A 14,862-nucleotide genomic window follows, 5' to 3' on the forward strand; every position below is an offset into this window, starting at 1 on the left:
CTCAGCTCTCCTGTCCCTGGCTCAGTCGGGCGATCAATTCCTGCGGCAAAATTTGCAGCAGTTCCGCAAAACGCTTACCCACCATCTGTTCGGTGATGGCCAGCATGTCACCGACCGGACTGCTGGGTTCGTTGCGTAAAAACCACTGCTGGATTTCCCGCAGGCGCAGCAATGCATCGGTACGGTCCTGAATGCCGCGCACCGGGGGAACCGGGATGCTCGCTGGCGGGGCAGCCACGTTCGCCCCGCTATGCGTGGCAGGTGCCGGCTCAGGCTCCTCGTCCTCCGTATTCACCTCCGGCAGGTATTCAGCAGCGACTTCCTGCGCCTGCTCAGGGGATGCGACGGCAGGCGTGACCGGCGTCGTGCTGGTATCTGCGCTGCGGAACAGCGCCAGCAGCTTTAGCAAATCGTCAAAAGCGGGCGCATCTTCCCGCAGCGTCGCGGTTAACAGCCCCTGTAATTGCACAAGATGAACCTCTGCGTTGCGCAGTGAAATGATGGCGTCCGACTGCTGCTCCTGCCAGCCCAGCATCGCCAGTGCTAATGCGTTCTCATCCAGCGCCTGTTCAGCATGCGGCGTGAGCTTTGCGCGTTCCACATCCCGCACGCTGAGCTGTAAACCGGCCACTTTCGGCAATGGCTGCTGGCGCAAATCAGCCAGAATACCCTCGTGTGAACCCAGCTCGGCCAGCGCGTTAGCGCGCATAATCGGTTCAAATATCCCCTCCTCATAGCACTGCGGATGGATCTGCCCGGGCCACTGTTGTAATGCCCAGATGAGCGCGCACAATCCTTCATCCAGCGCCGCCACGCCGATACGGCGCAACCGACAACGGATCAGGATGATCAGCAGGCGTAAATCCAGGCTGCGGGTTAACAGCGTTTTGACTTCACGTTCAATTTCTGCCCAGTTGATCGGATCGACGGCTTCCACGAAGCTGCCATATTCCGCCCCCATCCTGGGCGCTAAGCGACTTTCAAGCAGAAGAAACGCAGCATCATCTTCCAGGCTGGTACCGCAGGGTAAATCGTCGTGCACCGGCTTCAGTAATGGCTGATACCACACCGGGCACGCCGGGGTCTCATAATCACTCACAGGCTTTCCTTAGTTAGCGGGTGTAGAAGGAGGAATCGGGTAGCCAGCGCGTCAGTAAGCATTGTGGTGTGTCTCCGGTTCAAAACTCATGCCCGCCAGCGGTGTATCCTGATCATCACGCTCCAGCCAGCTGGTATAACCCAGCTGATGGGTTTCCCCGAGGGCTGCACAAGGTACCTCACTGGCTGCCAGCACCAGGCTCACTTCCCAGGCGTACTCAAACCCAACAAACTGACGAACCCATTCACACAGCACCGGCAGATCCTCTCCCCATGGGCTGAAACGCACATATTGCTGCAGGGTTAACGGACCGAAAATCAGCTGGAATTTGTGCTGCCGGTCCAGAACGGTATTCCCGAGGATGGCACCGTCACCCAGCAGCGCAGACTCGTTGCCGATACCGAGTTGCGTCTGATCGTCTGTTTGCAGGGTGAGCCATTGCGCGACGTACTCGCGCATTTTCACCGGCAGCGCAAAGTAGTAATGCAGCGCACCAAGCAAGCCTTCGGGATTACGCGCTTCACGAACCAAATGAGAGACGGCAGAGAGGCGAGGGTGACGGGGCAGGACACTCTCCGCGAGTTCCTGCGGGTCAATCCCCATCAGGCTACCGGTATAAAAGGAAAAGCGTTCTTCCTGCGGACGATCCAGTGATGCTGTGTCCTGCGAAAGGGCCCAGGCACGATAAAACTTTGCTAACGCGCGGTGATGAAAAAGATCGACAAAATGCGTTAGCGCCAGATCGTGCTGCTCATTACGGCTGTAGGCGAGCTCGGTTTGATGCAACGGCATTGCGCCCTGTGGACCCCACACACCCAGACCGAACAGCTGAATATGCGTTTTGCCTTTTTGCTGGCTGACGTGTTCAATTTCGCGCGGGGCAAAACCCATAGACGGCGTCTGGCCAAGGGTGAAATTCTCACTGGCGGGTAGCGCGGCGGTGCCGGGTTCGGGTTGCTCAGGCGAGCGCGCCGCCAGCATGCGCATCAGGCTGATAAAGCCGCTGTCCCAGGGGGTAGCTTCATCAAACCAGTTATCAAGTCCATGTACAGGGGCGTTTGCCGGTCGATGAGCCATCACAACACGCCTCTGCGTCCATGTCGGGGTTGCCACCAGCCTATGCGCCCGCGCTGCATGGTCAGCAATTCGGTCTCGGTAAAGACATTAATCGCTGCGTGTCGCGCCAGATAGTTCTCCATAATCATGCCGAACAAATAGGGGCTGATGCCGGAAAATCCTTCTTCATCCAGCGTTAGCGAACAGCGGATACCGCGGCCGTAAACCAGCAGGCCATTGCCCGGTAAACGGCGAATCACCGGCTCGCTTTTACAGCCTACCAGCGCGTCTATCTGGGTATTGGCTTCGTGGTCGGCGTTATTAACAAACAGGCGCAGTATATTGCGTAGCGCCTCACCGCCTTCACTGTGCGGCATATCAGACAACGGCAGATAGTTGTAACTGAGCTGGCGAATCAATCGCCAGGCTGATTCGCCCTGAGCAAAAGGCGCGCGAGGCGCGCTGGGCTGAAACAGAAAGCGGGCACCGCTAACCGGCGCGGAATCCGTGGTGGTCAGCGAAAAGCTGCCATCGACGCTGATCAGGCGCGGCAGGTCGCGGTTGGTCACCAGCGCCTCAATCGACAGATAGCGGATGTCATCGCTGTAAGGGGCGTTCTGCTGGTCAACCAGCGATAAAAAAACCTCGGTACCGGCATAGGCAGTCCGCGTGTCGTATTTACGTGTATTAGGTTTGCCGGCGTGATTTTTTCTGACGGTAGAGAAGTAGCGGCCATAGTTGCCTTTGTCGCTATGGCGCGTCTGGAAAAGAGGATGGAAGTTCACTTCCTGGCTGCTTTCCGCTTTTTGTCCAAACACTTTTTCAATAGCATAAATTTCGAAATCCAGCGGCCTGCTGCGGTCCGGCAGGACGTGGAACTCATTCAGCTTGCGGTTGATCTCCAGCTTGTCCATGCGCCGCGGCAGCAAATTGATCACCGGGGTGCAATGTAGCAGGAAGCGTGAGGCGGTGACGTGACTGGCCAGCGCCTGTGACTGCCGGTCGAGCAGTATGATGATCTCCATTTCGTCCGCGTTGTTCTGCCTTACGGCGCTGGCGAGTTGGGTCACGGTGAAAAAGTAAAAGCGCTGACGACACGAGAAGTACTCGTGTACCAGATTGTGACCATGAAAAATATTCCACGAAACCGGCAGTAAACTCTGTTCGGGCGACAGGCTATCAAAGCTTAGCGCCTCTTTACTGATCACCGTGTCAACCACCTGACCATCATGCGCACCCCGGATGATCGTGGCCACATGGCTGCCATGCAGCATTTCAAAAATATGCGAGACGATGCGCTCATCACCGTCAATGTAGAAAGGTAAGCGGTCAAGTGCTGCCAGCTGTGAGAAGGTAATGCCGGCGGGCAGCTTTAATTTAATGCGCAAGGCTTCTTTCAGGCAATGCGCCGGAATGCGATGTCGTTCCAGAGAGGGCATATCCGGCGGCAAACTGGTCAGACGCGCTTCGGCCACGGTAAATGGCCACAGTTGCACGTCCTGGCCGCTGCGAAATTCACAACGCGTCACTTCGCCAGGGGCGATAGGCGTAAGAAAGGCGCTGTTGCGCGGGACACAATAGCCCCGCGTCAGATCGCCCTCTTTCAGGCTCGGCTGCAACTGAATCACACCCATTGAAGGAGTGGGGGCGGTGTAGTTGGGGTAGATAATGTCCAGTAACCGGCGGGTAAACAGCGGAAATTCAGCATCCAGTTTGACCTGCGTACGGGCGGACATAAAGCAGAATGCTTCAATCAACCGTTCAACAAACGGGTCGGCGACTTCAATACCATGCATACCGAGCCGTTTCGCAATTTTGGGATGCTGGGCAGCAAAATTACGTGACATTTCACGCATGAACGTCAGTTCTTTGTTGTAATAATCAAGAAAGTTAGTGTCCATGAGCGTTCTCTGCTTTGTTGTCTGTTTTCTGATGCCCGCTATTCAGTGATGCTTATTTTTTTTGAAAGTTAAATGGAAATAAAACTTTTTGTCTGGGGCTAAATGAGATCAATATTAAGTTTTCTGCTCAGTACATCTTAAAGGTTTTATTTTATTTGAAAGGGTTAAGCAATAAATAGGTTATTGATTACGTCGCTGTAGGAGTTTGCTTATTGGTAAGGATGGCGTTTTTTTTGATTGCCCCCGCATACTGAGAATCATTTAATTTGATTTATTATCAATGGCTTATTGTGATTTTTTTCGCTCCTTTTTCCCATCATTCAAACCTGAAGTAGTAATAAAGTCTCAGTTGACTCTCGTTAAATGTCCCGCCATTAGGAGTTTTGTTAATTTTATTCCCAATGTGATTTTAGGGGGTTCACAATAATAGGGTGAGCCGTTAAATTTCATCGCCATGAATGCACAAAGCATCGGCATGGTACGGCGAGTTCACAGCAAGGTGATTTAACCCGTCTGCATATGCAACGTTTAAAAGGTAATGAACGTGGCTATCATCAGAAAAAATTTATTTGGCAAGCTGGATAAAACGCTCTTCGCAACCATTGAGAGTGCCACCACTTTCTGTAAATTGCGCGGTAATCCTTACGTCGAGTTAGTTCACTGGCTGAATCAGCTCTGGCACCACGGAGACAGCGATCTTAAACACATCGTTCGTTATTTTGACATTGACGGGGAACAGCTTGAACGCGGCTTTACGCAGGCGCTGGCTCGCCTGCCAACCGGCGCCAGCTCAATCTCTGACTTCTCCTATCATATCGAGCTGGCCATTGAGCGCGCCTGGGTGTGTGCCAGCCTGGAGTGTCTCGATAACCGTATTCGCAGCGCCCACCTGCTGATTGCCATGCTCAGTAACATGGAGCTGCGCCGTACACTGCTCGGGATGGCACCTGCGCTGGAAAAAGTGGCGCTGGACGTCATGACCAGCGAGCTTAACTACATCACGCGTGAATCACCGGAAGCGACAGAAGACGCCAGCGATGGCTCGGCCTTCTACCAGGGCTCAATGCCCGGCGAAGCCAGCCAGGCGATGGGGCAGGCGGCAACGGCTTCACTGGCGCAATACACCACTGACCTGACGTTGCTGGCACGTGAAGGCAAGACCGATCCCGTGCTGGGGAGAAACCAGGAAATCGCCACCATGGTCGATATCCTGCTGCGCCGTCGTCAGAATAATCCCCTGTTAACAGGAGATGCGGGTGTAGGAAAAACCGCGGTGGTCGAAGGGCTGGCACAGGCGATCGTCGCCGGCGCGGTGCCGCCAGCGTTAGAGAACGTTCGTCTGTTAACCCTGGATGTGGTTGCCCTGGCGGCGGGTGCCAGCATGAAAGGTGAGTTTGAGGCGCGCCTGAAAGGCGTACTTGAGGAAGCAATGGCGTCACCTCAGCCTGTGGTGCTGTTCATTGATGAAATTCACACCCTGGTCGGCGCGGGCGGCAATGCCGGTACCGGTGATGCTGCTAACCTGCTTAAACCGGCGCTGGCGCGCGGCCAGTTGCGCACCATCGGTGCCACGACCTGGAGTGAATATAAACGTCACATCGAGAAAGATCCGGCACTGACGCGCCGTTTTCAGGTGTTGCAGGTCGCTGAACCGCCAGAAAATGTCGCCGTGGCGATGTTACGCGGTCTGGTCCCGGCTCTGGAGAAGCACCACGGTGTCTGGATCACCGATGAAGCCGTGCAGGCGGCCGTCACCTTATCCCATCGTTATATCCCGGCAAGGCAGCTACCTGATAAGGCTATCAGCCTGCTGGACACGGCCTGTGCCCGCATTGCCGTGGCGCAGTTTACCGCCCCGGCCAGGCTGCAAACCCTGATTTGGCAGCAGGAAACCGCGCGCACCGAGCTGCAATCGCTGGCGAAAGCCCATCAGTTTGGCCGTGATGCCTCTGAGCGTATCGCCGAGCTGAATACTGCCTTGCAGGCGTGGTCGGAAGCGGGTGAGGCCTTAGAAAAACGCTGGCAGGCCGAGCGCGAATGCGTCGGCCGGATTGTGTCTCTGCGACAGCAGATCGCCGGTGCGCTGGCGCAACATGAGTGTGATACCGCCTCGCTGACAGCGCGACGAGAAGCGTTGCAGAAGGAAGAGCAGCAGCTGGCACAGTTAATCTCTGATGAGCAACTCGTTCAGGCCGAGGTTAATGAAGCCGTCATTGCGCGCATTGTGGGTGACTGGACGGGCATTCCTGTCGGCCAGATGCTGAAAGATGAGGTCAAAAAAGTCATGGAACTGCCAGCACGCCTCAACCAGCGCGTCATTGGACAGCCTGCCGCCCTTGCTCAGCTGAGCGACTGCATTATGACGGCACGCGCTGGCCTGGCTGACCCACGCAAACCGCTGGGCGTCTTTATGCTGGTTGGGCCATCGGGTGTCGGCAAGACCGAAACTGCGCTGGCGATTGCGGAAAGCATGTACGGTGGCGATCAAAACCTGATTACGGTCAACATGAGCGAGTATCAGGAAGCACACACCATCTCGTCGCTTAAAGGATCGCCGCCGGGTTATGTCGGCTACGGCGAAGGCGGAGTACTGACCGAGGCCGTACGTCGTCGCCCTTACAGCGTGGTTCTGCTGGACGAAATTGAAAAGGCGCATCCGGATGTGCATGAACTCTTCTATCAGGTGTTTGATAAAGGCCAGCTCGAAGATGGCGAAGGGCGCAGCATCGATTTTAAAAATACCGTGCTGTTGCTGACCAGCAATACCGGCAGCGAATTAATCACCCGGTTATATAGCGATGAAGAAACGGCGCCCGATCAGCAAGGACTGCTGGCCGCACTGCAAGCGGAATTACTAAAGGTATTTCCGGCAGCATTTCTGGGCAGAGTGAATGTGGTGCCCTACCTGCCTTTACAGCATAGTTCGCTGGGTCAGATTGTTCGTTTACATCTGGCGCGTATTCAGGAACGTGTCACCAGACAATATCAGTGTGAACTGCACTATACCGATGCGGTGGTGGAATATGTTGTGGCGCAGTGTTGCGTGGCTGAAACCGGTGCGCGGTTACTGATTCGTATTATTGAACAGACGATTACCACTTTACTGGGTAAAGCCATTCTCGCCCAGCAGGCAAGCCTGAAAAATAACGTTATTACGCTGGACAGAAACGACGATGAATATGTGGTGACGCTAAAACATTAAGCGGCACAGCGGCAAAGAATTTCATTGGTCAGGTGATTCCTGACATGAAATGTCAAACGTACTTATTTTTAACGCAAAAAATTTAAGGATAGTTAAGATGCGCAAGCTGAAAACGTCAATTGCCGTTCTGGCTCTGCTGGCTGCGGGTAATGCAGCCGCTGTGGATAACGGTTATGTCGAATTTAACGGTAAAGTAACGGATAACACCTGTAGCATCGTGAGCGGTGATGAAGCGCTGCAGGTTACCCTGCCAACGGTGAACCGTTCTGCGCTGGCGAAAGCGGGTGATCAGACGGGATCAACAGCATTTAATATTCGCGTTGAAAAGTGTCCGGTAAGTGGTACGGCTGATCGGCCAACCCAGGTTGCCGTGCACTTTGAAGCTAACGGCAGTTCGGGCGCCAACCCGGAAACGCAGAACCTCACCAACGCGTCACCGGATGCCAACAAAGCGCAGAATGTTGAAGTTCGCCTGTATGACTACGGGGTGAGCACCGGCTTCCTGCCTGTGGGCAGCACCGGTAAATACTTCAACATCAGTGATGATGGTAAAGCCACCACCACTTACGCGGGTGGTTATTACGCGACAGGTGCCTCTACCGTCGGTCCGGTATATGCGAAAGTGCTGTACACCCTGGCCTATAAATAAGCCTGATAAAGTGGCTGCCCGCAAAGGGCGCCACTGTATTAGCAATAGTTTATTCCTGCAATTGTGTATTCAGCCACGTATCGGGATGAGGGTTATGTTTAAAAATATTCTGCTGGTATCGCTATTATTCAGTGCGGTAAGCCCGGCATTTTCTTCCATTGTGATAAGCGGGACGCGCATCATTTTCCCCGGTGATCAGAATGAAGTGAATGTGCGCACCATTAATATCAATAAGAATCCTGCACTGGCACAAGTGTGGGTTGATGAAGGTGATGCGCAGGTCGACGTACAAAAAAGTAAAGTTCCCTTTATTTTAACGCCACCGGTTTTTCGCGTTGAAGCCAATAAAGGCCAGAGCATTCGTATGGTCTATAACGGCATGGCTTTGCCGCAGGACAGGGAGTCGCTGTTTTGGTTCAACCTGCTGGAGATACCGCCGAAAGCAACGGGTGAGCAGTCGGGACAAAAGCTGGAAATTGCCTTCCGCACACGCATTAAGATTTTTTATCGCCCCAAAGCGCTGCTCAGTGGTTCACCCGCAACAGAGGTAGACAAACTTGAGTGGAGTCTGGTGCGCGATGTTAATAAAGGTGAGGGAATAAAAGTTAAAAATCCGACACCGTACTATTTTTCTTTTAATTCTGTAAATGCGCTAACTGGCGGAAAAACTACTGAACTGAATTCTGACATGGTCGCGCCTCACTCTGAGCAGACCTATTTCCCTCAGAATAAGAAATCAGTCAGCGGGATCACCTCAATGGACTTCCAGTATATGAATGATTATGGCGGTGCCGTGCTTACGCAGCTCAGGCTGACCGGTGGGCAATTTATCAAACAGGCAAAGTAAAACATAAAAGAATAATTGCTGGTTGTTGAGGGTGACGGATCTTTCAGGGTTGGAAAGCGGGGCTAAAAGGAGTTTTGACTGTGGAGCTGGGCAAAAATTCAGGAGTCAATGCTGTCAGTCGCTTAAAAAAATTAAGCGTACTGATCAAAATGAGTTTACTGATGGCCATCATAACCAGAGGCCCGGTAATGGCACAGGATGCGCCACATTCCACCTCAGGTTCTCCTGAGCCAGCGACAATGGATTTTAACAGTGATTTTTTGCATGGAAGTAACATTGATATTACGCGTTTCTCGCAACAAAACGCGACTTTACCCGGTGTTTATGACGTCATCGTGTATGTGAATGAGAATGTCCGCGGCAGGTTGAAACTTCAGTTTGTCCAGCAAAATGCAAATAAACAGGTGCAGGCCTGTTTTAGTGCGGGTCAATTGAGCCAGCTGGGAATTATTCCTGATGAAAAACAACTGCAGCAGCTAAAACGTATTGCGCCGGATGGTAACGACAAATGTTTTATTCTTGAGCGCTGGGTGCCTGGAACAAAAAGTAACTATAACGGCGGTGATTTCGAACTCAATTTAACCGTGCCCCAGCTGTATGTGCGCCATCGTAGCGATGATTACGTCGATCCCAGTCTGTGGCAGACTGGCGAGACTGTAGGCTACCTCGACTATGCTGCCAATGTCTGGCGCAACAATTGGGGATTAGGCAAAGGCAGTGCAACCAGCAGCGGTAACCTGGCGGTAACCGGCGGGGTTAATCTTGGCGAATGGCGCCTGCGTAAACGCTCAAACGTTAACTGGAGCAATCGGGCTCCGTCGTCTGTGCAAAACCTTTACACCTATGTGCAGCGGGATATTACGCCGCTAAAAGCCGTGCTGACGGCAGGGCAGACCAGCAGCAACGGTAATCTGTTTGACAGCTACAGCCTGCGGGGTGTGATGTTACAAACAGATGAGCGCATGCTGCCGACGGAGATGCGCAACTACTCTCCGATAATACGCGGTGTCGCTGAAACCAACGCCAGAATTACGGTTACGCAGCGCGGGCAGACGCTGTATGAAACGATGGTGCCGCCCGGCCCCTTCGCCATTACCGACCTGGGTGCCATGGGTTACGGTGGTGAACTGATCATGAAAATAACCGAAGCGGATGGTCGAACCAGAGAACAGGTTATTCCGTTTTCGGCACCGCCGATGCTTTTACGTGAAGGCGCATCGCGTTTCTCGGTGTCACTCGGGCAGCTGGATGAAACCGATATCAAAGCGCACCCGGATGTCTTCCAGGCAACCTATCACCGCGGCGTAATGAATTTCTGGACCCTGTATGGTGGGGCCCTGATTGGTGAATATTACAAAGCCTTTGGTATCGGCCAGGCGTTTAATACCGCGCTGGGCGGCATCTCATTTGACGTTATCAACGCCCGCAGCGTGCTGAAAGACAATATTCAACGGTTAGGGCACAGCTATCAGCTAAATTACAGCAAATATCTGGGGCCGACGGATACCAATATTACGTTGGCAGCGTATCGCTACACTTCGAAAGGCTATTATACGTTTCGGGAAACGGCGTTGGCGCGGCAGGGATTCGTTGCGGGGGAAACTAATGGTTTTAAGGATACCTACGTTGATTACCGCACCCAGAACCGCTTCACCGCCAGCATTAATCAGCGTCTCGATGAAAATAAATCGCTGTGGTTTATTGGCAGTCTCGCCAGTTACTGGAATCAGCAGGCCAACTCGCGACAATATTCGGTGAGCTTTAATCATGCGCTGGAAAAATTCAGTTATGCCATTACCGGATCCCGTACCCGGGCGGGCAATGGCAGAGATGAAAATATCATTCAGCTGTCAGTCAGTGTGCCGCTTGGCTTCAGCTCAATCAATAAGCCACTGTTCAGTTCGCTGTATAGCTCAGTCAGCAACAGTAATCTGAACGGCACGCAGTTTCAGGCAAATGCATCAGGTTATCAGGGCGATCAGAATGAGCTGACTTACGGTGTGGGCGTCAGCGCGGGCACCAACGGACGCGGCAAAGCGGCCAGCGGTAATCTGCAATACCAGTCACCGTACGGTCAGGCAGGGGTTAGCACCACAGTGGATCGTAATACGTCGCAGCTGGCCGGCTTTATGCGCGGCAGCATGGTGGCCCATGCCGGTGGCGTTACCCTCGGACCGGCAATTAATGATGCGGCCTTTGCCATCGTCCACGCCGATGGGGCGACCGGTGCCGGATTGTTAAACGGTCAGGGGGCGAAGGTTGACCGGTTCGGCTACGCCATTAAGCCTTCGCTCTATCCCTACCGGGAGAATGCGGTACAGCTGGACGCGAAAGGTTTGCCGCAAACGGTCGACGTACTGGACAACGAGGCGCGAATTTATCCGCGTCAGGGCGCGGCGATAGCGGTGCAGATGAACACCATTTCAGGTGCACCGCTGATCCTGACGGTGCGGGATGGCGCGCATAACTATCTGCCTATCGGCACCGAACTGAATGACAGCAACGGGCTGAACCAGAGTGTGGTCGGTCAGGGGGGACAGGCCTTTATCCGCGGCTGGAACCCGGCGCAGAACCCTTTACTGGCGCAGGTAGGCAGCGAAAAACTGAAATGTGTGGCGCAGAATGCGGCACCCGTGGTGAAGGAAGCCGCCACCGTCCTGTCTATCTCTACCATGGAGGTGGTATGTCTGAAAAACTGATCGGCACTCATCGCCCTGACCGGTATCTGGTGCGGTTTCTTTTCGCTTTACTGGCGACGTCGTGTTCAGTCAGCGCCGCAGATTGTTCAGTCGCAGGCAGCTGCAGGATTGCGGTGAGCTTCACCGGCACGTTTCTGGGGCGCACCTGTGAAGTGGATGTCAATAACGGTGGCACAGCAGGTACCGTAAATCTGCCCGCGGTGTCGGCAAAATCATTGCAAAAAAGCGGTGCCGAAGTCGGAAGTACCCCGTTTCCCATCGCACTCCGCAACTGCCCGGTGAACCGCACCATTGAAATGCGCTTCACCACCCGCGGTGGTGAAGCGTCGGACTCCGTCACAAAGAATTTAATTAATGGCACCGGTAATGATTTTAGTCGGGATGTACAGGTACGGGTACGGAATATTGCCGGTACACAAATGCGTATCGACGATAATACCAGTTATCAGGAATATGTTATTCCTGCTAGCGGTAATGAAGTGACTCAGTACTTTATTGCCAGTTATTACGCGAAGAGTAATGGCGCCGTGAATGCGGGGCGAGTGCAAACACGTTCCACCATTGACCTGACTTACAAATAACAGCAATAGAATGAGCACCTACTGGTTCCGGGCGTTTACCGGGTATACCTAAATTAAAAATGCAGAAAGGTTATTATGGTTAACAAGAATAGTTCGCAAAAATTTATTGCGCGCAACCGTGCGCCACGCGTTCAGATTGAATATGACGTTGAAATATACGGTTCAGAAAAGAAAGTTGAATTGCCATTTGTGATGGGTGTACTGGCCGATCTGTCTGGCAAGCCGCTTGAACCGTTGCCTTCGGTGGCCGACCGTCAGTTCCTGGACATCGATATTGACAACTTCGATGAGCGCATGAAAGCGATGCGTCCCCGTGTGGCTTTTGCGGTACCGAATACCCTGACCGGTGAAGGTCAGTTAATGATCGATGTCACGTTCGAAAGCATGAGCGATTTTGAACCGGATGCTATCGCCCGACAAGTGGATTCACTTTCCCAGCTGCTGGAAGCACGCACACAGCTTGCCAACCTGCAGACCTATATGGACGGTAAAGCGGGCGCTGAAGAATTAGTGATGACGCTGCTGAAAGACAAAGCGCTCTTAAATTCTCTGGCTTCTGCGCCAAAAAAGCACAGTGACAGCACGGACGCCAACCCCGCTGCGATTTAAATAAGGAGATAAGATGTCTGCTTCACAAACAATGGAAAAAAACAGCGCAGCCGTTGATGCTGCCGCCCAGGCCAGCGCTTTTAGTTCGCTGCTGAATAAAGAATTTAAAGCGAAATCCGATCAGACCAAAGCTGCCGTTGAAGGTGCGGTAAAAACCCTGGCCGAGCAGGCGCTGGCAAATACTGTAACGGTGTCTGATGATGCCTATAAAAGCATTGCCTCTATTATCGCTGAAATTGATCGCAAATTATCCGATCAGATTAACCTCGTTCTGCACCACGAAGAGTTTCAGTCGCTGGAGAGCGCCTGGCGTGGCCTGCACCATCTGGTATACAACACCGAGACCGATGAGAAGCTGAAATTACGCTTTATGGATGTCTCAAAAGATGAGTTGCGCCGCAGCATGAAGCGCTATAAAGGCACCTCATGGGATCAGAGTCCGCTATTCAAAAAAATCTATGAAGAAGAGTATGGTCAGCTGGGTGGCGAACCTTATGGCTGTCTGGTGGCGGATTATTACTTCGACCACTCCGCTGCCGATGTCGATTTGCTCTCTTCAATCGGTAAAGTGGCAGCGTCAGCGCATATGCCATTCATTGCGGGTGCTTCGCCCAATGTGTTGCAGATGGACTCCTGGCAGGAGCTGTCAAATCCGCGCGATCTCACGAAAATTTTTACCCAGAATCTGGAATATGCCGCCTGGAACAGCCTGCGCCAGTCTGAAGATTCCCGCTACATCGGCCTGGCCATGCCGCGTTTCCTGTCTCGCCTGCCTTATGGCACGCGCACCAATCCGGTGGACGCGTTCCATTTCGAAGAGAATACCGACGGGGAAAATCACAGCAAATATGTCTGGTCTAACGCAGCCTATGCGATGGCGGTGAACATCAACCGTTCCTTTAAAGAGAACGGCTGGTGCACCATGATCCGGGGTGTTGAAAGTGGCGGTGTGGTTGAAGGTCTGCCTTGTCATACCTTCCCGACGGATGACGGTGGTGTGGACATGAAATGTCCTACCGAAATCGCGATTTCCGATCGCCGTGAATCCGAGCTGGCTAAAAACGGTTTTATCCCGCTGGTGCACCGCAAAAACACGGATTTTGCCGCGTTTATTGGCGCGCAGTCACTGCAAAAACCGGCGGAGTATGCTGATGCCGATGCCACGGCTAACGCCATGCTTTCTGCGCGTCTGCCTTACCTGTTTGCCTGCTCGCGTTTTGCCCATTACCTGAAGTGCATCGTGCGCGACAAAATTGGTTCGTTCAAAGAACGTGATGATATGCAGCGCTGGCTGAATGACTGGGTGATGAATTACGTCGATGGCGATCCGGCCAACTCGTCGATCGATATCAAAGCCCGCCGCCCACTGGCCGCGGCTGAAGTCGTGGTTGAAGATGTTGAAGGGAACCCGGGATATTACAGCGCCAAATTCTTCCTGCGTCCGCATTTCCAGCTGGAAGGATTAACGGTATCGCTGCGTATGGTTGCCAAACTGCCGTCGGTAAAAAGCGGCGTCTGAATTAACTATCCGGTTTGACAATGGATATTAAGGACAATGTCTGAGCCGGATAATTAAGAGTCAAAGTAAAACATTACTTTGCATTCAAAGAGAATGCACGCCGGTTTATCTGGCGCGGCACTCTTTTATCATTCAATGCGAGTCATTGAATTATTTCAATACGACCAGTGCTTGAGAGGAAATTATGGCACAAGATATGTTTATTAAAATTGATGGCATCGATGGCGAATCTCTGGATGCCGTGCATAAGGATGAAATCCAGGTTCTGGAATGGAACTGGGATGTGCGTCAGCCTTCTAATATGCACAGTGGTTCAGGGGGCGGTTCCGGCCGCGCAACGGTTGCGGACTTTGTTTTCCAGCACTATACCGACAAAGCCAGTCCAAACCTGGTGAGCTACTGTCTGACCGGTAAGCATATTAAGAATATCGTGTTCACCGTGCGTAAAGCCGGTGGCAATCCACTGGAATATCTGGTTCTGAAATTCTCTGACGTCATCATCACCTCCGTAGCGATGGGCGGTTCACATCAGGATGAAACGCGTCCACGTGAAGAAGTGCGTTTCTCCTTCACGAAAGTGACTGAAGATTACGTGACGCAGAATGCAGAAGGTCATAAGTCGGGCGTGATTTCTGCCTCTTACGATGTTAAGGCCAACCAGCACGCTTAATTAAGCGTGGTTTCAGCCCTGCCACCCAGC

11 protein-coding genes are annotated in these 14,862 nt (G+C 52.9%); 8 read left to right on the top strand and 3 right to left on the bottom strand.

Annotated elements, in window-relative coordinates; all coding sequences use genetic code 11:
• Position 1 precedes the first annotated feature (1 nt).
• From CBW22_RS20740 to tssF, 3 genes are read right to left on the bottom strand one after another with little or no spacing between them, the layout of a single operon-like run.
• The gene (locus tag CBW22_RS20740; RefSeq protein WP_088517731.1) at positions 2 to 1,099 is read right to left on the bottom strand and encodes an ImpA family type VI secretion system protein; all 1,098 of its coding nucleotides are present in this window, start codon (positions 1,097 to 1,099) and stop codon (positions 2 to 4) included.
• A 51-nt stretch (positions 1,100 to 1,150) separates the two neighbouring features.
• Positions 1,151 to 2,176: a type VI secretion system baseplate subunit TssG gene (tssG, locus tag CBW22_RS20745; protein WP_088517732.1), complete on the bottom strand. Its 1,026-nt coding sequence runs from the start codon at positions 2,174 to 2,176 to the stop codon at positions 1,151 to 1,153.
• Entirely contained in the window at positions 2,176 to 4,056 is a 1,881-nt protein-coding gene (gene tssF, locus CBW22_RS20750) for a type VI secretion system baseplate subunit TssF (protein ID WP_088517733.1), read from the bottom strand. The genes tssG and tssF overlap by 1 nt, the downstream gene beginning before the upstream one ends.
• A 544-nt stretch (positions 4,057 to 4,600) precedes the next feature.
• Between tssF and tssH the strand changes: the two genes are divergently transcribed.
• The 8 genes from tssH (at position 4,601) to CBW22_RS20790 (ending at position 14,832) form a co-directional block, all read left to right on the top strand.
• Complete coding sequence (tssH, locus tag CBW22_RS20755; RefSeq protein WP_088517815.1) at positions 4,601 to 7,258, top strand: type VI secretion system ATPase TssH; 2,658 nt, start codon at positions 4,601 to 4,603, stop codon at positions 7,256 to 7,258.
• 97 nt (positions 7,259 to 7,355) lie between these two features.
• The gene (locus tag CBW22_RS20760; RefSeq protein WP_176428157.1) at positions 7,356 to 7,907 is read left to right on the top strand and encodes a fimbrial protein; all 552 of its coding nucleotides are present in this window, start codon (positions 7,356 to 7,358) and stop codon (positions 7,905 to 7,907) included.
• Positions 7,908 to 8,001: 94 nt separating this feature from the next.
• Entirely contained in the window at positions 8,002 to 8,754 is a 753-nt protein-coding gene (locus CBW22_RS20765; protein ID WP_088517734.1) for a fimbrial biogenesis chaperone, read from the top strand.
• A 239-nt stretch (positions 8,755 to 8,993) separates the two neighbouring features.
• Positions 8,994 to 11,453, top strand: coding sequence for a fimbria/pilus outer membrane usher protein (locus CBW22_RS20770; protein ID WP_176428158.1), 2,460 nt, complete (start codon positions 8,994 to 8,996; stop codon positions 11,451 to 11,453).
• Positions 11,438 to 12,034, top strand: coding sequence for a fimbrial protein (locus CBW22_RS20775; protein WP_176428159.1), 597 nt, complete (start codon positions 11,438 to 11,440; stop codon positions 12,032 to 12,034). Before CBW22_RS20770 ends, CBW22_RS20775 begins: the two co-directional genes overlap by 16 nt.
• A gap of 75 nt (positions 12,035 to 12,109) precedes the next feature.
• A complete protein-coding gene (tssB, locus tag CBW22_RS20780; protein WP_088517737.1) occupies positions 12,110 to 12,643 on the top strand; it encodes a type VI secretion system contractile sheath small subunit in 534 nt (177 codons plus the stop codon).
• 31 nt (positions 12,644 to 12,674) lie between these two features.
• The gene (gene tssC, locus CBW22_RS20785) at positions 12,675 to 14,162 is read left to right on the top strand and encodes a type VI secretion system contractile sheath large subunit (protein ID WP_088517738.1); all 1,488 of its coding nucleotides are present in this window, start codon (positions 12,675 to 12,677) and stop codon (positions 14,160 to 14,162) included.
• Between the two features lie 184 nt (positions 14,163 to 14,346).
• Entirely contained in the window at positions 14,347 to 14,832 is a 486-nt protein-coding gene (locus tag CBW22_RS20790) for an Hcp family type VI secretion system effector (protein WP_088517739.1), read from the top strand.
• The last annotated feature ends 30 nt before the right edge of the window (positions 14,833 to 14,862 follow it).

Origin of the sequence: Pantoea sp. VS1, from assembly GCF_002207995.1 — a bacterium.
GTDB lineage: Bacteria > Pseudomonadota > Gammaproteobacteria > Enterobacterales > Enterobacteriaceae > Pantoea > Pantoea dispersa.

Coding starts and splice junctions, on each gene's coding strand:
- tssG (WP_088517732.1), bottom strand. CDS start 2,176: ATGGCTCATCGACCGGCAAACGCCCCTGTACATGGACTTGATAACTGG.
- tssF (WP_088517733.1), bottom strand. CDS start 4,056: ATGGACACTAACTTTCTTGATTATTACAACAAAGAACTGACGTTCATG.
- CBW22_RS20760 (WP_176428157.1), top strand. CDS start 7,356: ATGCGCAAGCTGAAAACGTCAATTGCCGTTCTGGCTCTGCTGGCTGCG.
- CBW22_RS20765 (WP_088517734.1), top strand. CDS start 8,002: ATGTTTAAAAATATTCTGCTGGTATCGCTATTATTCAGTGCGGTAAGC.
- CBW22_RS20770 (WP_176428158.1), top strand. CDS start 8,994: ATGGATTTTAACAGTGATTTTTTGCATGGAAGTAACATTGATATTACG.
- CBW22_RS20775 (WP_176428159.1), top strand. CDS start 11,438: ATGTCTGAAAAACTGATCGGCACTCATCGCCCTGACCGGTATCTGGTG.
- tssB (WP_088517737.1), top strand. CDS start 12,110: ATGGTTAACAAGAATAGTTCGCAAAAATTTATTGCGCGCAACCGTGCG.
- tssC (WP_088517738.1), top strand. CDS start 12,675: ATGGAAAAAAACAGCGCAGCCGTTGATGCTGCCGCCCAGGCCAGCGCT.
- CBW22_RS20790 (WP_088517739.1), top strand. CDS start 14,347: ATGGCACAAGATATGTTTATTAAAATTGATGGCATCGATGGCGAATCT.